This window comes from Frigoribacterium sp. VKM Ac-2836 (genome assembly GCF_013248995.1).
In the GTDB taxonomy this organism is placed as follows: domain Bacteria; phylum Actinomycetota; class Actinomycetes; order Actinomycetales; family Microbacteriaceae; genus Frigoribacterium.
Window position 1 is genome coordinate 189,957 of the sequence record NZ_JABRPK010000001.1, and the last position, 16,827, is coordinate 206,783.

A 16,827-nucleotide genomic window follows, 5' to 3' on the forward strand; every position below is an offset into this window, starting at 1 on the left:
CCTGGAGGTCGTCGCGCCTTCGGGCGCTCGTCGGGGTCAGGCGGCGAGGGCGAGCTCGCGCGTCTCGACCGACGAGGCCTGCACGATGGTGCGGCTGGGCTCGTGGCGCCAGCTGCGACCGGGGATGACCCAGCCGGCGGCACCGTCGACGACGACGGAGGCGCCGACGCGCACGGCAGCGGTGACGTCGTCGCGCCAGGCGCGGACGGCGAACTCGGTGCCGCGGTCGTCGACGACGACGAACTCGACGAGGCGGGCGGTGGTCAGGGTGGGCGCGGTCGTGACCGTGCCGGTGATGGTGATGATGTCGTTCATGATGCTCGATTTCGATGAGTGCTCTGTGCGGGGACAGAATTCGTGGGACGACCCGCCGGGTGGGCGGTCGTGGTCCGCCTGACGGCGGTGGTCGGGCCCGCGGTGACGGCGGCCGGAGAAGTAGGGCAACGACGATCGGTGGTCGTCGTGCGCATCCGGCGAGGTCGTCTTGCGTGGCTTTTCGGGCGGTGAACCGGTGTGGACTCGGTCGTCACCGCACGGGGACTCTGTGAGTAGAGAGGCCCAAGCGACTTATGACTGTAACACGCCCGGGGTACGCGCACCAGTGCTTTCTTGGAAGACGCGACGGGGTCGGGTGGTTGGCTCTACACATGACCACGATCCCCACCATCACCCTGAACAACGGAATCCAGATCCCCCAGCTCGGGTTCGGCGTCTACCAGGTCGACCCGGCCGAGACCAAGGACGCCACCCTGACGGCCTTCGAGGTCGGGTACCGCCACATCGACACCGCCGAGATGTACGGCAACGAGGCGGGCGTCGGCGAGGCGATCGCCGAGAGCGGCATCGACCGCAGCGACATCTTCGTCACCTCGAAGCTCAACAACGGCTTCCACAAGCGTGACGACGCGCTGAAGGCCTTCGACGGCACGCTCGACGCCCTCAAGCAGGACTACGTCGACCTCTTCCTCATCCACTGGCCGCTGCCCGGTATCGACGTCGACTACGTCGAGACCTGGAAGGCCCTGGAAGAGATCTACGCCAGCGGTCGTGCGAAGTCGATCGGCGTCTCGAACTTCCAGCAGCCGCACCTCGAGCGCATCCTCGACGAGGGCTCGGTCGTGCCGGTCGTCAACCAGATCGAGGTGCACCCGTACCTGACGCAGGACGCACTGCGCGAGTTCGGCGTCTCGAAGGGCATCCACACCGAGGCCTGGTCGCCCATCGCCCAGGGCGGCGTGCTGAAGGACGAGACCATCACCGAGATCGCCGAGCGCGTCGGCAAGTCGACCGCCCAGGTGACGCTGCGCTGGCACATCCAGCGCGGTGACATCGTCTTCCCGAAGTCGGTCACCCGCTCGCGCGTCGAAGAGAACTTCGACCTGTTCGACTTCGAGCTGACCGAGGCCGACGTGGCCGCGATCACCGCCCTGAACAAGGACGAGCGCACCGGCCCGAACCCCGACGAGTTCAACTACATCCCCAGCTGATCTCCTGATCGGCAGGGTGTCGCGCCGCGGTGCGACATCGAGGCGCCGAGGCCGGGCCCGCACGTCGCCACGACGCGCGGGCCCGGCCTCGGCACGTCGGGGCCACCGACGAGCGCCTAGTACGATCGACGTCTCCCCAGACCACAGCCGACCAGACCCGGAGGGCGTGACACGGTGCGACGGTTCGTCGGCGTCCTACGCCTGCTCGCGGCCGCCGTCGGCGTCGTCGCGCTGGTCGCCGACTTCGTGTACGTGCTCGGGTTCAGCACCTTCAGCTCGATCAACTACTTCAGCTACTTCACGCAGCAGAGCAACATGGCCAACGTCGTGGTGCTCGCGGTGGCGGGGGTGCTGGTACTGCGTGGTCGGGCGGAACCCGGGTGGTTCGCGGGGGTCCACGCCCTGGTCAGCACGTACGTCATCGTGTCGGGCATCGTGTTCGGCATCATCGTCGCCGAGTCGGCCGGCCACAACTACCGCATCGAGGTGCCCTGGTCGAGCCAGCTGCTGCACTTCGTGATCCCGACCTTCGTGCTCGTCGACTGGGTGTTCGGGCCCGATCGACCCCGGGTGCGCTGGCGCGTGGTGTCGATCGTGCTGGTCTTCCCGCTCGTCTGGGGCGTGTTCACGATCGTCCGCGGTGCCGACGTCGGCTGGTACCCGTACTTCTTCCTCGACCCGGCGCAGGTGACCTGGCCGGGCGAGTTCCTGCTGTACAACGGCATCGCGCTCGGCACGATCGTCGGCGTGCTCGTCGCACTCGTCGCGCTCAGCCACGTGCGGCCGCACGCGCGGGCCCGGCCGGGTGGGGGGCCGGCGTCACCGACGCGTGCCGCGCCTCCTTCGGTCGGAGGACCAGGAGGCGCGGGTCACGACGTCGGGTCGGGCGTCGGCCCGTCGGTGGGCGCGGGGGACCCTGCGGCCACGAGGTCGAGGTAGGGCGCCAGGCTGCGCATCGCCGCCGCCACCGCCGCGTCGTCGTCGAGGGCGCCGACCTCGGTCGCCGCGTCGCCACCGGTCAGGGCGACCAGCACGGGGGCTCCGGTGGCCGGCATCAGGTTCACGAAGAGTCGGTAGGGCGCGTCCTCGTCGAGCACGGCCCAGACCGTGGCCTGGGTGGACCAGAAGGCTTCGTCGAAGCGCAGCCAGAGCACCTCGCGGTCGCCGACGCCGAGCGCCTCGATGGCGTCGGCATGGGTGGACGGCAGCTCGGGCGAGAACTCGGGGACCCCGGTCTTCAGCACCCCGAGGGGGATCGTCGACACGGCACGGTCGACCGAGAGCGACTCGCCCGTGGCGAGCCGGAGCCCGACACCCCGGTCGCCGTACTGCACGCGGACGACGTTGCTGTCGCGCAGGACGTCGAGGCCGTCGAGCAGGCCCGAGACGAAGCCCGACAGACCACCGGTCACCAGGGTGGCACCGGTCGGCAGCAGGTCGAGCGCCGGATCGTCGCCGAGCGTCGCGACGGCCAGGTCGTCGGCCCCCGCTCCCCAGCGGGCCGGCAGCAGGTCGTCGAGCACGAGGGCGAGACGGTCGGCGTCCGAGACTCCGTCGGAGCCGGGCAGGGTCGAGACCTGGTCGGCCCCGGACCCGGCGAGGGCGTCGGCGACGCTCGTGCCGGTGTCTGCGTCACTCGTCGTGGCCCGAGCCGCAGCCCAGGAGGCGGCCTGGTCGAGACGGCCGGCGGCGTCGCCGAGCGAGTCGACCGTCCCGTCGGACGTCCGGACCTCGACGGTGTCGTCGAGCGGTCGCGTGCGGACCCGGGCGAGGGCGAGGGCAGCCTCGAGGGCCACCGCGTCGGGCCCGCCGAGCAGACCCACGCCGAGCTCGACCGGGTAGGGCCAGTCGTCGTCGTGCACGCTGTGCACCCGGCCGCCGACCCGGCCACGGGCCTCGACGACGACGACGTCGTAGCCACGGTCGGCCAAGGAGCGCGCCGCGGTGGCGCCCGCGATGCCCGCGCCGATCACGGCGATGCGTTCGTCCGCCCCGGCGACCTCGGCGACCTGCGCCGCGACGTCGAAGCCCGATTGGCGGGCTCCGTAGACGGTGCCGCCCAAAGCCCCGGCGACGGCCTCGCCGGCGAAGAAAAGGCGGTCGTCAAGGGGGGTGCCGAGCAGTCTGCGGTCGGCGTCGGACGTGCCGGGCGTGAGGTGGCTCGTCGCCCCGAGCGCGTAGGGGTCGTCGGTCCACGAGCTACGGCGGAAGGCCGCCGGGACGACGGTGGCCCCAGGGGTCGGAGTCGGAGTCGGAGACGGCGTGCCGGTGGCCGCCGGGGTCGGGCTGCCGGTGGGCGCGGGCGCCCCCGTCGTGCACGCGGACAGCACGAGGATCGCGGCCCCCGAGACCGAACCCGTCAAGAACGCTCGCCGACTCATGCCCATGGTCCGCCCATTGTCGCAGCCGCCGCGCGCGACCGCGCGCCGGACCGGTCCCCGTGGCCGCCGTCTCGAGGGGGAGGCGGTCCCGGGGGCTGCGCCGCGCCTCCCGGGGTGTCCGGGTTGCCGGTGCCGCGCCTCCGGATGGCGGCCTCAGATCTCGGGGGCCCCGAGTGTCGACGGCTCAGGCGTCGACGGTCTCGAGGAAGGTGCGGAGCAGGTCGCTGACCTGGTCGACAGGCAGCAGTGACGAGGCGTGGTCCTGGCCGACGAGCGAGTAGAAGACGGCGGCGGGCATGCGCCGGGCGGCCTCCTGCGACTCACGGTGACGGTCGACGTCACGCGTTCCGGCGAGCAGCAGCGTGGGGACCTCGACCGAGTCGAGCTGCGGGATCGTGAGACCACCCCCGGTCTCGGCCGCGGTGAAGAAGGCGGCCAGTGCCGCCGGATCGTCCTGCATGAAGGCCAGGCGGGTCTCGGGGTCGATCGGACGGCCGATGGTCTCGCCCCACCGGTCCACGAAGCGCGCCATGCCTCCCGTCGTCAGGGCGTCGTGCCAGTCGGGCGTGAAGGTGGCACCGATGTTGCCGTTCATCGGGGCCCAGCTGCCACCGATCGTGGTCAGCGTGCGGAGCCGGTCGGGCTCGTGCGCCGCGATCGACAATCCGATGCGGGCCCCGAACGAGTAACCGACGTAGTGCGCCGGTTCGAGCCCCGTCGCGTCGAGCACGGCCGCGACGTCACCGCGGTGCAGACGCATGTCGTAGGACGTGGACTCGTGGGGCTTCCCGCTCTTGCCGTGGCCGCGCATGTCGAGGGCCACCACCGTGAAGTCACGCTGCAGGTCGCGGAGGTACCCGAGGCCCCTCCAGGTGCCCCGCGACAGGCCCGAGCCGTGCACGAGCAGCAGGGGCGGACCGTCACCGTCGACCTCGTAGGCGATCTCGGTGCCGTCGACGGGGTTCGGGATGGTCGCACGCATCCGCCCAGTCTGGCAGCGCCGTGCAGCCGCGCGCGGGTTGTGGTCGTAGTGCTCGCCGATCCCGTGCCGCCGCGCCGCGCGCCCCGCCCGCACCGCGCCCCGCCCGCGCCGCGCGCCCCGCCCCGCGCCCCGCCCCGCACCGCGCCGCGCCGCGCCCCGCCCCGCCCCGCACCGCGACGGTCCAGGGGCTTCACGACCGACGTCGGCAACTCCTGCGTCGTGCCGCCGGCACCGCCTCCGAGCGGTGCCACGGGAGCGGGCCGCCCCCGTCCTCAGGAGTTGCCGTCGGGGGTGACGCCACGTCGGCACGTCCTCCTGCCGTCGACGGCCGCCCGCAGGGCCGGGGTCCGGTTCGCCCCAGGTGGGTCGTGGCGGGTCAGGCCCGGTCGACCGACCGACGATCGGAGCAAGCTGGGGGCATGGTCGAGGCATGGACGGCGGCGCAGATCCGCGAGGCGGAACGTCCACACCTCGAGGCCGGCGAAGCCCTGATGCAGCGTGCCGCCGACGGGCTCGCCGATGTCGTCCGCGACCTGCTCCGCGCCTCCTTCGGGTCACGGCAGGGCCGTGCGGCCCGGGTGCTGCTGCTGGCGGGCAGCGGCAACAACGGGGCAGACGCGCTCTACGCGGGCGAGTCGCTGGCGTGCGACCTCCTACCCCGTGGAGGCGCGGTGACCGTGGTGCCCGTGGGGAACCGCGTACACGGGGCGGCGCTCGCTGCGGCGCTGGCCGCCGGGGCCACTCTCGACGACACGGGGCTGTGGTGCGATCCCGGGACGGTGGCCGAGAGGATGCCTGGATACGACGTCGTCCTCGACGGACTGGTGGGAACGGGGTCGAGCGGCGTCGGGCTCCGCGGCGACGCACGCCGTGTGGTGCGGGCCGTGCTGCCGGCGGTCACGGGTCCGGCTGCGGCGTCGGCGGCGCGCCCGGGAGCATCGACGCCGATCGTGGTCGCCGTCGACGTTCCCAGCGGCATCGGAGTCGACGACGGGACCCTCCCCGATCCGCCGTCGGTGCTGCCGGCGGATGTGACGGTCACGTTCGGTGGGCACAAGGTCGGGCTGCTCACGGGACCGAGTTCGGGGCTGGCCGGACGCGTCGTGCTCGTCGACATCGGCCTCGGCCCCGAACTCGAGGGCATGACCCCCGCATTCTCCGGCCCCTGATCGCGTCACCGCCGGCCGCGCCGAACCTGGGCACGCCGGCGGTCGCCTGGCCGTCGTGCTTCCCGCGCCACCGTCTTGCGCCCGCATCGAGCCGTGCGGCGACGGCGGCAACTCCTGGCCGCTGCTGTCGACGGAACGGCCCTGACGAGGTCTGGCCTCGTCGTGTGCACCTGAAGCAGGAGTTCTCGACGGGCACTCTCGTCGGCGGTCAGGCACGCGACACCGGTTCGACGTCGTCTCGTCCCCAAGCCCCTCGTCCGCCGCCCCGTCCCCCGAGACGAGTGCCGAGCGCGGGGCGGTCACCGGGACTCGGACACGCTCGATGGCATGACCACCATCGCCGAACTCGTCACGTCCGCCGGAGGGTTGCTCCACAAACGCGACCTGGTCTCGCAGGGAGCCACCGACCGTCACCTCACCGTCGCGGTCCGGTCGCGGAGCGTCAGCAGGCCCCGCCGGGGGTGGTACTCGACGTGGCCGTCCCTTGACCCCCGCCATGTCGCGGTGGCCGTCGGCGGGCGGCTCACGGGCGCCTCCGCCTTGCACCTGCTCGGAGCATGGTCGTGGCGCCGCGCACCCGTCACGGTGTCGGTTCCCGTCACGGCGTCGCGCCTCCGGAGGCGACGACACGTCCGAGTCGTGTGGGACCCCGTCGAGCTGAGCAGCCGGGGTTCGACGTGGGCCGTCGACCCTCGAGATGCTCTGGCCCGTGCGGTCGTCGAGACGCACTCGCTCGAAGACGCGGTCATCCTCGTCGACTGGGCCAGAGACGCGGGCATCGTGCTGGACGACGAGGACGCGACCGAGGTCTTGTCCCGCAGGAGCGCCGACGCCGCCGGTCTCGTGGCCTGGAGCGACGGAGGCGCGGAGAGCATCCTCGAGAGCAGCGCCGGTACGAGACTTCGCCGCGCCGGGCACCACGTGGTTCGTCAGGTTCCCATCGCAGGGACCCTCAAGATCATCGACATGGTGGTCGACGGGGTCGTCGGCTTCGAGACCGACGGCCGAGCGCATCACGACAGGCGGTTCGACGAGGACCGGCTCAAGGACGCGGACATCGCCCGTGAGGGCCGTATCCCGTTTCGGGCGAGCTCGCTGATGGTGCGAGACAGGTGGACGTCGACGGCTGCGGCGATCGACGTCCTGATCCGAATCGCGGGCGGCCCGCGTCCGGTCGGCGGCGTCGCTCGTGCCTCCCTCCCGCGGCTGCTCGGGCCGCGAGGTCGCAGGAGGTGGCGGCTCGCGGTTCCTCGACGGCGCGCCGGTCACGCGATGTCGTCCGGGGTCACGTGAGGTGCCGACCCACGACGGAGAGTGGAGTCGTGATGGTCTCGAGCGACTTGCGAGCCGCGTCCACACCGAAGATCAGGGCGATGACACCGCCGACCAGCATGACGCCCGCGCCGAGGAAGTACCCGCCGGTCAAGGGGCCGCGGTCGCTGCCGTCGCCGATCAGGGCTCCGTAGAGACTGGGCGCGACGGCGCCGACGATCTGACCCAGGGCGAAGAAGTAGCCGATCACCTGGCTTCGTAGCTCGAGCGGGAAGATCTCGCTCACCGTCAGATAGGCCGACGACGCCCCGGCCGAGGCGAAGAAGAACGAGACGCTCCAGAACGCGGTCTGCGTCGCGGCGTTCAAGACATGCGCCTGGAAGAGGATCGCCGACACGGCCAGGACGGCAGCCGAGACGGCGTAGGTCAAGAAGATCATCTGCCGTCGACCCCAGCTGTCGAAAAGCGGGCCCAGCACGAGCGGCCCGAGCAGGTTGCCCACGGCGAAGATCAGGAAGAAGTACTGCGTGCTGCTGGGGCTCGTGCCGTAGAAGTTCTGCAGGACGAGCGCGTAGGTGAAGAAGATCGCGTTGTAGAGGAACGACTGCGTGATCATCATCGCGGCACCGACGAAGGTGCGCTTGGGGTAATCGCGCACCAGGGTGCGGATGATGGTCCCGAAGGCGATCCGACCCGCGGCGACGACCTCGATGGCCTGGTCGTCGGACACGGAGCTGAGGTGATCGGTGCCCTTGTCACGTTCGACTCGAGCTTCGATGTCGTCGACCGTGGCCTCGGCCTCCTGCTCGCGGCCGTGCGTCATGAGCCATCGTGGGCTCTCGGGGATGTGCCGTCGCAGGTAGATGATCGCGAGTCCGAGCACCGGGCCGATGAAGAACCCGATGCGCCAGCCGACGTTTTCGGCGAACAGGTCGGGGTTCAACAGGAAGATGTTGGCGGTCGCCCCCAGGGCCGCGCCGCCCCAGTACGTGCCGTTGATCGCGATGTCCACGCGACCGCGGTATCTGGACGGGATGAGCTCGTCGATCGCCGAGTTGATGGCGGCGTACTCGCCGCCGATCCCGGCCCCGGCGAAGAACCGGAACACGGCCAGGAACACGAAGTTCGGTGACAACCCGGCGATGGCGCTCGCCACGAGGTAGATCGCCAGGGTCAGGATGAACAGCTTCTTCCGGCCGAGGCTGTCGGCCATGCGTCCGAAGATCAAGGCACCGAAGACTTGGCCGACCAGGTAGATCGTCCCCAGCAGGCCGACCTCGGCCGCGGTCAGCCCGAGGTCCGCCTGGAACCCGGCCGACGCGACGATCTGGATCTCGAGCCCGTCGAGCACCCAGGAGAACCCGAGGCCCACGACGATCGACCAGTGGAACCTCGTCCACGGCAGGCGGTCCATCCGGGCCGGGACGAGACTGCGCGTCCCCCCGCCCGAGGCACCGTTGGGCGAGGTGGTGGGTGAACTGCTCATGGGTCGACCTCCCAGTGGTGCGCGACGAGGAATGCACAGACTGCAACTCTGCAGAATGTGCACGTGCACGGACGCTACTCGCGCCCGGCTGCCCTGTCCGCGTCGCACCCGACGTCGAGAAGGAGAGAGAACCGAGGGGGGCGCTCGTCGAGAACTCAGGAGATTCGAGGAGTAGCGGGCGGAGGAGACTCGAGTCCGGACGAGGCGCGCCGCCGGGGATCAGGAGTTGCCGCGTCTGCCGGTCTGCCCCGGGACCGCGGGCTCGGGGAGTCGCGGGATCGCTGAGACGGGAGGGTCAGGAGGCGCGGGTGCAGAGGACGCCGGCGTCACCACTCGAGGGGGGGGCGAAGGTCGACGGGGCGGCGACGGTCGGCGTCGTCAGGGTCTGCGGCTCCACCCTCCCGCCGGCCCTGCCGGCCCTGCCGGCCTGCCGCCCTCAGGGCCCGCCGGCCCGGGCGGCTTGCCCGCCGGACGACGATGGTCGCCGCCTCCTGAGGAGGCGGCGACCATCGGTGACTCGACCGTCACGGGCCGAGCTGCGATCGACTAGTGCGCGACGACCGGCTCGGCTCCCTCGACGACCGGCGGGCGTCGGACGAAGAACGACCCCACGACGGCGAAGACCGAGATGATCGCACCGACGAGGAACGCGGCGCGAACGCCTGCTCCGGTCGCGGCGACGCCGGCACCGGACTGGCTGGCGGCTGCGGTCGCGGCCAAGGTCATGACCGTGACGAACACGGCGGTGCCGGCGGCTCCGGCCAGCTGCTGGACCGTGCCGACGATGGCGCTGCCGTGCGAGTACAGGTTCGACGGCAGCGAACCCAGGCCCGAGGTGAACAGCGGGGTGAACATGAAGGCCAGCCCGATGCTGAGGGCGACGTGTGCACCGAGCACCATCGGGATCGGTGTGGACTCGGACACCGTCGACATGAACCAGAGCACGGCGCTCACGAGCGTGGTGCCGGGCACGAGCAGCACGGTCGGGCCGTACCTGTCGAACAGGCGGCCGACGACGGGCGACAACAGCCCCTGGACGAGACCGCCGGGCAGCAGCAGCAGCCCGGTGGCGAGCGGGTCGAGGCCGTGGACGTTCTGCAGGTAGATCGGCAGCACGATCAGGGTGCCGAAGAGGGCGATCATGCCGACGCCGAGCACCGAGGCCGAGATCGTGAAGGTGCGCGACGAGAACGTCCGGAGGTCGAGCAGGGCCCGGTCGCGGCGCTGCAAGGAGCGCTGACGCAGGACGAACGCGACGAGCGCGACGACACCGACGGCGAGCGGCACCCAGGCGGGCACGGCGGCCTCGGCCCCCTCGCCGATCGAGCTGAGGCCGAAGACGATCCCACCGAAGGCGAAAGCCGAGAGGATGACCGAGGTGACGTCGAGCGGAACCTTCTTCGGGGTGGTGACGTTCTTGACGCGGGCGGCACCGAGGGCGAGCGCGGCGAGGGCGATCGGCAGCACGAGGATGAACATGAAGCGCCACTCGAGCACGCTCAGGATGACGCCCGAGATGGTCGGTCCGATGGCCGGGGCGACCGAGATGACGATGGAGATGTTGCCCATGGTGCGGCCGCGCGTGGCCGGCGGCACGAGGGTGAGCACGGTGGTCATCAGCAGCGGCATCATGATGGCCGTGCCCGAGGCCTGCACGACCCGGCCGAGCAGCAGCACGCCGAAGCCGGGCGCGATCGCCGAGATGGCCGTGCCCAGGCTGAACAGACTCATCGCGGTGATGAACACGGGGCGGGTGTTGAACCGCTGCAGCAGGAAGCCCGTGATCGGGATGACCACGGCCATGGTGAGCATGAAGCCCGTGGTCAACCACTGACCGGCCGTGACCGTGATGTCGAGGTCACGCGTGAGGCTGGGCAGGGCGACGCCCATGATCGTCTCGTTGAGGATCACCACGAAGGCCGAGACGAGCAGCAGCCCGATGACGAGTTTGTTGCGGGCCTCGGTGCCGGTCTGGTCGCTGTCGACTCCGGCTGCCGGGGTGGTGCCGTCTCCGCTGTCGCGGGCTCGGCTGTCGCCGACGGTCGTCGGGGGAGAGGGATCGATGCTCAAATGGGGCTCCTCGGAGGTGACGGCGGGTGTGCCTGTGCGGCTGAACGTACGAGACGGTCCGGTTCTTCCCGATCCGTCACGAACGCGTCGCCGTCACCCCGAGGAGGCGCGGTGCGGGTCGGTCAGACGTCGCGTCGCTTGACGAGCGCGAGCGCCAGTCCGAAGAGCACCACGACCCACCCGATGAGCACCAACAGGGCACTCCACGGTTCGAGGACGAGCGCGCCGTCGGGACTCGGCAGCGCCATGGCCGACTGGCCGGAGACGACGTAGTCGTACAGCCGGGCGGCGGCGTTCGGCGGGATGATCTCGGCCAGCGTGTAGACCCAGGCGGCGTCGACGAACGCCGTGAAGATCTGCACGATGATCGGCAGCACGAAGACCAGGCCGACCGCGGCCGCGATGGCCCCGGCGCCGTTGCGGATGATGGCACCGAGCGAGAAGGCGATCATGCCGGTGAAGGCGATCGACGCGGCGGCGCCGATCACGCTGCGCCAGAGGGCACCGTCGCCGAAGTCGACCGTGATGTCGTTCGACGGGAGGATCGCGCTGTTGATCAGCAGGGTCAGGACGAGCGCGACCAGCGACACCACGAAGAGGGTCACCGCGATGACCACGAGCTTGGCGATCACCGCGGGCAGGCGCTTGGGCACCGTCGAGAAGGTCGATCGGATCATGCCGGTGCCGAACTCGCCGGTGATCACCAGGACGCCGAGGATCGACGCCACGAGCTGGCCGAAGACCACGCCGACCGAGACGGACTGCGCGACGATCTGCTGCTGTTGTTCGCTGCTGGCCTGACCGGCCTCGAACAGGCCCGCGCTGAACGCGAACAGCGCGCCGAAGCCGACGATGATGACGACCATGATCGACAGGCACCACCAGGTCGAACGCAGGGTCCGCAGCTTGATGACCTCGCTGCGCAGGACGCCTCCGAAGGTGAGCTTCGAGGTCGGACGCGCAGGGCGGTCGCCGTGACGGGTGGGGGTCGTGGCGGTCATCGGATCGCTCCCTGGGGGGTCTGCGCCTCGCCGGCGACGTGGCTGCCTCGCGCCGCGCCTCCTGCGTGGTATTCGACGGAGTCTTGCGTGAGGGTCATGTAGGCGTCCTCGAGGGAGCGGACGAGCGGGGTGAGTTCGTGCAGCACGACGCCGGACGAGGCGGCGAGATCGCCGACGCGCTCGGCGCTGATGCCCCGCAGCTCGACCACGCCGGGTTCGACGGCCGTGACGGCGACGTCGGGCCCCTGCAGCAGCGAGACGAGGTGGTCGGCGTGCGGGCTGCGGACGCGGACCGCGTCGCCAGAGGCCTGCGAGATGACGTCCGAGATGGGGGAGTCGGCGAGCACCTTGCCCCGACCGAGCACGATGAGGTGGTCGGCGGTCTGTGCCATCTCGCTCATCAGGTGCGACGAGAGGAACACGGTGCGGCCCTCGCCTGCGAGGAAACGGGCCAGGGTGCGCACCCAGACGACGCCCTCGGGGTCGAGGCCGTTGACCGGCTCGTCGAGGATGACGGTGGCGGGGTCGCCGAGCAGCGCGGCGGCGATGCCGAGACGCTGGCCCATGCCGAGCGAGAAACCGCCCACGCGTTTCTTCGCGACCGACTCGAGTCCGGTCAGCGCGATCACCTCGTCGACGCGCTTCTTGCCGATGCCGTGGGTGGCGCCCATGGCGAGCAGGTGGTCGTGGGCGCTGCGCCCGGTGTGCACGGCCTTGGCGTCCAGCAGGACACCGACCTCGTGCAGGGGCGCCGCGTGGTCGGCGAAACGTTTGCCGTTGACCGTGACGCTGCCGCTGGTGGGACGGTCGAGGCCCACGATCATGCGCATGGTGGTCGACTTGCCGGCGCCGTTCGGGCCGAGGAACCCGGTGACGAGACCGGGTCGGACCGTGAACGTCGCGTCGTCGAGCGCGCGCTTGTCTCCGTAGATCTTCGTGAGGTTCCGGGCTTCGATCATCGCGTGCGTCCTGTCGTCGGCATGCTGAGGGGTGTCCGCATCGATCCAGGCTAGGGGTGGGGGCTGTCGAGGGCATCCCCCGCTCGAACGAGACCGGCGGACGGCGGCGTGGTCCCCTCGACGGACACCCGAGGGCGGGGTCGACCGGTTAGGGTCGTCCCTCGTGATCGCCGACGCCTTGCTCGCCGCCCTGCCCGCCTCGACCGGCGGGGGGTTCGTCCTGTTCAACCCGGACGAGCTGCTGCCAGCCCTCGGTCCCTGGGCCCTCGCGGGCATCTCGCTGATGGTGTTCATCGAGTCGGGTGTGCTGTTCCCCTTCTTGCCCGGTGACTCGCTGCTCTTCACGGCCGGCGTGCTGCACGAGGCCCTCGGCCTGCAGGTCTGGGTGATCGCGCTCTGCGCCTTCGTCGCTGCGGTGCTCGGCGACCAGGTGGGCTACTTCCTGGGCAACCGCTTCGGCCGCCGCCTGTTCTCGGACGACGCGCGCATCCTCAAGACGGCCTACCTCGAGCGTGCCGAGGCGTTCTTCGCGAAGTACGGCGGCACGAGCCTGATCCTCGGTCGGTTCGTCCCGATCGTCCGCACCTACGTCCCGCTCGCCGCCGGGACCGCGGGCTACCGGTACCGCAAGTTCGTGCTCTTCAACGTGACGGGTGCCTTCCTCTGGGCCGTGGGCATGACCGTGCTCGGTTCGCTTCTCGGCGGCATCCCGTTCATCCGAGACCACATCGACGTGCTCGCGGTCGTGCTCGTTGTGCTGTCGGTCGTCCCGATCGCCCTGCACGCCCTGCTCGCCTGGCGCCGGTCGCGCCGCGAGGCCGCCCTCACCGAGCTCCGGACCGCCGACCTCGGCGACGACGCGGGCACCGGGCCCGACGCGGCCGGCCGCCCCGAGTGACCGGCACGCCGCTCGGCTCGGTCGACGACTGCGTCGCCCGAGCCCTCGCGGTCCACGCCCGGACGCAGGAGGCGCGACTCGGCTCCTCGCCGGGCGTCGCGACGGCCGCCGGCTCGGCCTCGGTTCCCGTCCGCACCCTGATCGGCGTCGCCGGCGAGCCCGGTGGCGGCAAGAGCACGGCCGCTGCAGCGCTCGTCGAGGGACTCGTCCGGGTCGGGGTGCGTGCCGTGGTCGTGCCGATGAACGGCTTCCACCTCGCCGGATCGTCCCTGGGACGACTCGGTCGCCTCGACCGGAAGGGAGCGATCGACACGTTCGACGCCGGCGGCTACCTGAGCCTGCTCCGGCGGTTGCGGTCGCGCTCGACGACGGTGTGGGCACCCGAGTACGTCCGCGGCGTCGAGGAGTCGATCGGCGGCGCGATCGAGGTCGACCCCTCGGTCGAGGTCGTGGTCAGCGAGGGGAACTACCTGCTGGCCGAGCTCGCACCGTGGCCCGACGTGCGCTCGGCGTTCGACGAGGTGTGGTTCGTCGACACCCCGGCCGGGCTGCGCCGTCGGTGGCTCGTCGCCCGGCACGTCCGGTTCGGCATGACTCCCGAGGCCGCTGCGGCCTGGGCCGCCGGCCCGGACGAGGCGAACGCCCGGCTCGTCCGGACCACCCGTGCCCGGGCCGACGTGGTCGTGGACGCCGGCCGCCTCTGGCCCGACGCCTGACCGCCCGCCCGCCCGCACCGAGCCTCCTCGACTCCCGCCTCCTCGACTCCCGCCTCCCCGCCTCCCGCCCGATCGCTGTGCAATTCGCGACAAAGACGCCGCGACGCGCCCGTGCCGCGCGGAAGCGATCGGCGTGTCCCGGCGGAGCTGTCGGGTTCGGCACGTCGACGGCGCCGGCAGTGGTCGGGAATTGCACGGGGTGAGCGGGGGCGCAGGGGCGGGAGGTGCGCGAGGCGCGGCTCGAGACCTGCCAACCGAGCCCAGGAGGCGCGGGTCGAGACCAGCGGACGCAGTCCGGGAGGCGCGGGTCGCGTTCACCGGCCGATCGACCGACCGACCGGCCCGCCGGCCGTGTCGGGGGTCCGCCGTAGGGTGGACGATCATGCGCCTGTTGTTGATCCGTCACGGTCAGACCCCCGACAACGTCGAGGGCAAGCTCGGCACCGTCGCCCCCGGCGTCGGGCTCACCGACCTCGGTCGACGGCAGGCCGAGGCCCTGCCTGCGGCGCTCGCCGACGAGACGATCGGTGCACTCGCGGTCAGCACGCTCGTGCGCACCCAGCTCACGGCGGCACCCCTGGCGACGGCCCGGGCGCTCACGCCGACGGTGCTCGACGGGCTGCGCGAGGTGAAGGCCGGCGACCTCGAAGACCGGAGCGACACCGAGGCGGTCGCGGCCTACGTCGGTCGTATCTTCGCCTGGGCCTCGGGCGACCTCGACGCCCGGGTGCCCGGCTCCGAGGACGGTCACGAGTTCTTCGCTCGATACGACGCCGCGTTGGCCGAACTCATCGCGGGGGGTGAGCGCGACGGCCATCGGACGGTCGCGGCCGTCAGCCACGGTGCGGCCATCCGCGCCTGGGTCGGATCCCGAGCGGTGAACGCCGACGACGCCTTCATCCGTCATCACCTGCTCGAGAACACGGGCGTGGTCACCCTCGAGGGCACCCTCGACCGCGGCTGGCGACTGGAGACCTGGCAGGGTCTGCCCGTCGGCGGTGCCGAGCTGCTCGACCTCGAGGCGCCCGACCCCACCGGTGAGTCCTACTGAGCCCCGACCCGGTGCCGCAGCCCGACCCGGCGCCGCAGCGCGACCCGGCGCCGCAGCGCGACGCGGCTAGGCGAGCAGGCGCTCCAGGGCCGGTCCGCTGAACTTGCCGTCGGGGTCGACCTCGTGCACGAGGGTCGCGAAGTCGGCCAGTCGCGGATACGCCGCCACGACCGCCGTGTGCGGCAGGGCGGACAGCTTGCCCCAGTGCGGGCGTGGGGTGAACGGGGCCAGGGCCTCCTCGACGCGGGGGATCAGGGCGGCCACCTCGGCCGGGTGCTTCTTCCAGGTGAAGGCGATGCCCAGGCTGTCCTGCGGCGTCGGGCTCAACCAGAGGGGGTCGCCGGCGACGGTGCGGGTCTCGCAGGTGTGCAGGTGGGGGCGCAGGTCGTCGCCGAGGCGTTGCACGGCCCGGAGGGCGGCGGGGCCGTCGTCGAGGGCCACGAAGTGCTCGCTCTGCAGCTCCGAGCCGACCGAGGGGGTGGCGTCGATGCGGAAGTGCGGCAGGCGGTCCGCCCATGACCCGACGCTGCCGTCCATCGGCGTCGACTTCGTCCCGGTGACCTCGGCGTGCTCGTCGACGGGAGCGGGGCGCGCACCCCAGAGGTCCCGGGGCATCGACACGTCGGCGAGACCGTCGGGCACGCGCGACTTGACGAGCACCTCGCGGATGCGATGGTCGAACTCGTGGAAGAAGCTCACGCTGTAGCCGGCGCCGAAGACGTCGAGCAGGTGGTCGTCGACGCTCGACCAGGGCAGGTCGACGTAGGTGTCCTGCCGCATGCGGAACCCGGGCTGCACGTCGAGGGTGACCCGGACGACGACGCCCAGGGCGCCCAGGGCGACGACGCTGCCGTCGAACCCCGGCTGTCCGCGACGCACGGTTCGCAGAGACCCGTCCGCGCCGACGATCTCGAGGGCCGAGACCGCACTCGACAGGCTGCCGAGGCCGAGGCCCGAGCCGTGGGTGCCCGTGGCGACGGCGCCGCCCACCGAGATGTGCGGCAGTGAGCCCATGTTGAGCAGGGCGAGCCCGTGTCGATCGAGGTGCTGCGCGACGAAGGCGTAGTTCGTGCCGGCGCCCACGGTGACGCTGAGGCCGTCCTCGGCGATGACCGGATCGGCGGGCAAGGCCGTGGTCGACACCAGCAGGCCACGGCCGTCGGCCACGTCGCTGAACGAATGTCGCGTGCCCAGTGCCCGGATGCGCGGAGCCCCCGCCACGAGCTCGCTCAGCTCGTCGACGGTGCTCGGTCGCACGACCCGCGTCGCTCCGTAGCTGAAGCTGTCCGCCCAGTTGCGCTCGTCGCGTCGGGGTGGCCGGAGGGTCTCGTGCGTCGTCGTCACCGGTCGAGTCT

15 protein-coding genes are annotated in these 16,827 nt (G+C 71.6%); 7 read left to right on the forward strand and 8 right to left on the reverse strand.

From position 1 onward, the window contains the following. Window positions 1-36: 36 nt before the first annotated feature. Window positions 37-315 (reverse strand): hypothetical protein, encoded by a 279-nt coding sequence (locus HRF36_RS00900; protein WP_173204883.1) that lies wholly within the window; start codon window positions 313-315, stop codon window positions 37-39. 332 nt (window positions 316-647) lie between these two features. Between HRF36_RS00900 and HRF36_RS00905 the strand changes: the two genes are divergently transcribed. Both HRF36_RS00905 and HRF36_RS00910 read left to right on the forward strand, forming a co-directional pair. Continuing rightward, complete coding sequence (locus HRF36_RS00905) at window positions 648-1,487, forward strand: aldo/keto reductase (protein ID WP_173204885.1); 840 nt, start codon at window positions 648-650, stop codon at window positions 1,485-1,487. A 174-nt stretch (window positions 1,488-1,661) separates the two neighbouring features. Continuing rightward, window positions 1,662-2,426, forward strand: a complete 765-nt coding sequence (locus tag HRF36_RS00910; RefSeq protein ID WP_173204888.1) for a Pr6Pr family membrane protein — start codon at window positions 1,662-1,664, stop codon at window positions 2,424-2,426. Here the strand turns inward: HRF36_RS00910 and HRF36_RS00915 are convergent. Beyond that, window positions 2,357-3,868, reverse strand: coding sequence for an FAD-dependent oxidoreductase (locus tag HRF36_RS00915; RefSeq protein ID WP_173204891.1), 1,512 nt, complete (start codon window positions 3,866-3,868; stop codon window positions 2,357-2,359). The two genes, HRF36_RS00910 and HRF36_RS00915, sit on opposite strands and share 70 nt — an antisense overlap. A 184-nt stretch (window positions 3,869-4,052) precedes the next feature. Further along, complete coding sequence (locus tag HRF36_RS00920; RefSeq protein ID WP_173204894.1) at window positions 4,053-4,850, reverse strand: alpha/beta fold hydrolase; 798 nt, start codon at window positions 4,848-4,850, stop codon at window positions 4,053-4,055. Window positions 4,851-5,269: 419 nt separating this feature from the next. Between HRF36_RS00920 and HRF36_RS00925 the strand changes: the two genes are divergently transcribed. Together HRF36_RS00925 and HRF36_RS00930 are read left to right on the forward strand one after the other, a co-directional pair. Then, window positions 5,270-6,019 carry an NAD(P)H-hydrate epimerase gene (locus tag HRF36_RS00925; RefSeq protein WP_173204897.1) on the forward strand — a complete coding sequence of 250 codons (750 nt, stop codon included), beginning with the start codon at window positions 5,270-5,272 and terminating at the stop codon, window positions 6,017-6,019. A 327-nt stretch (window positions 6,020-6,346) separates the two neighbouring features. Further along, window positions 6,347-7,312, forward strand: coding sequence for a glycyl-tRNA synthetase (locus HRF36_RS00930; protein ID WP_173204900.1), 966 nt, complete (start codon window positions 6,347-6,349; stop codon window positions 7,310-7,312). On the opposite strand, the gene HRF36_RS00935 is transcribed toward HRF36_RS00930, so the two are convergent. From HRF36_RS00935 to HRF36_RS00950, 4 genes are all read right to left on the reverse strand, one after another. Then, window positions 7,305-8,705: an MFS transporter gene (locus HRF36_RS00935; protein WP_217270901.1), complete on the reverse strand. Its 1,401-nt coding sequence runs from the start codon at window positions 8,703-8,705 to the stop codon at window positions 7,305-7,307. The two genes, HRF36_RS00930 and HRF36_RS00935, sit on opposite strands and share 8 nt — an antisense overlap. A gap of 618 nt (window positions 8,706-9,323) precedes the next feature. Further along, complete coding sequence (locus HRF36_RS00940; RefSeq protein WP_173207744.1) at window positions 9,324-10,841, reverse strand: DHA2 family efflux MFS transporter permease subunit; 1,518 nt, start codon at window positions 10,839-10,841, stop codon at window positions 9,324-9,326. A 128-nt stretch (window positions 10,842-10,969) separates the two neighbouring features. Then, window positions 10,970-11,848: an ABC transporter permease subunit gene (locus HRF36_RS00945; RefSeq protein WP_173204904.1), complete on the reverse strand. Its 879-nt coding sequence runs from the start codon at window positions 11,846-11,848 to the stop codon at window positions 10,970-10,972. Next, window positions 11,845-12,807, reverse strand: a complete 963-nt coding sequence (locus tag HRF36_RS00950; protein WP_173204917.1) for an ABC transporter ATP-binding protein — start codon at window positions 12,805-12,807, stop codon at window positions 11,845-11,847. The genes HRF36_RS00945 and HRF36_RS00950 overlap by 4 nt, the downstream gene beginning before the upstream one ends. 166 nt (window positions 12,808-12,973) lie before the next feature. On the opposite strand from HRF36_RS00950, the gene HRF36_RS00955 reads away from it, so the two are divergent. The 3 genes from HRF36_RS00955 to HRF36_RS00965 all read left to right on the forward strand — a co-directional run bounded on the left by HRF36_RS00955 (window position 12,974) and on the right by HRF36_RS00965 (window position 15,472). Next, a complete protein-coding gene (locus HRF36_RS00955) occupies window positions 12,974-13,705 on the forward strand; it encodes a DedA family protein (protein ID WP_371740040.1) in 732 nt (243 codons plus the stop codon). After that, window positions 13,702-14,421: a nucleoside/nucleotide kinase family protein gene (locus tag HRF36_RS00960; RefSeq protein WP_173204920.1), complete on the forward strand. Its 720-nt coding sequence runs from the start codon at window positions 13,702-13,704 to the stop codon at window positions 14,419-14,421. The genes HRF36_RS00955 and HRF36_RS00960 overlap by 4 nt, the downstream gene beginning before the upstream one ends. A gap of 382 nt (window positions 14,422-14,803) precedes the next feature. After that, the gene (locus HRF36_RS00965; RefSeq protein ID WP_173204923.1) at window positions 14,804-15,472 is read left to right on the forward strand and encodes a histidine phosphatase family protein; all 669 of its coding nucleotides are present in this window, start codon (window positions 14,804-14,806) and stop codon (window positions 15,470-15,472) included. A 66-nt stretch (window positions 15,473-15,538) separates the two neighbouring features. On the opposite strand, the gene HRF36_RS16175 is transcribed toward HRF36_RS00965, so the two are convergent. Beyond that, window positions 15,539-16,816, reverse strand: coding sequence for an FAD-binding protein (locus tag HRF36_RS16175; protein WP_173204926.1), 1,278 nt, complete (start codon window positions 16,814-16,816; stop codon window positions 15,539-15,541). Window positions 16,817-16,827 lie beyond the last annotated feature (11 nt).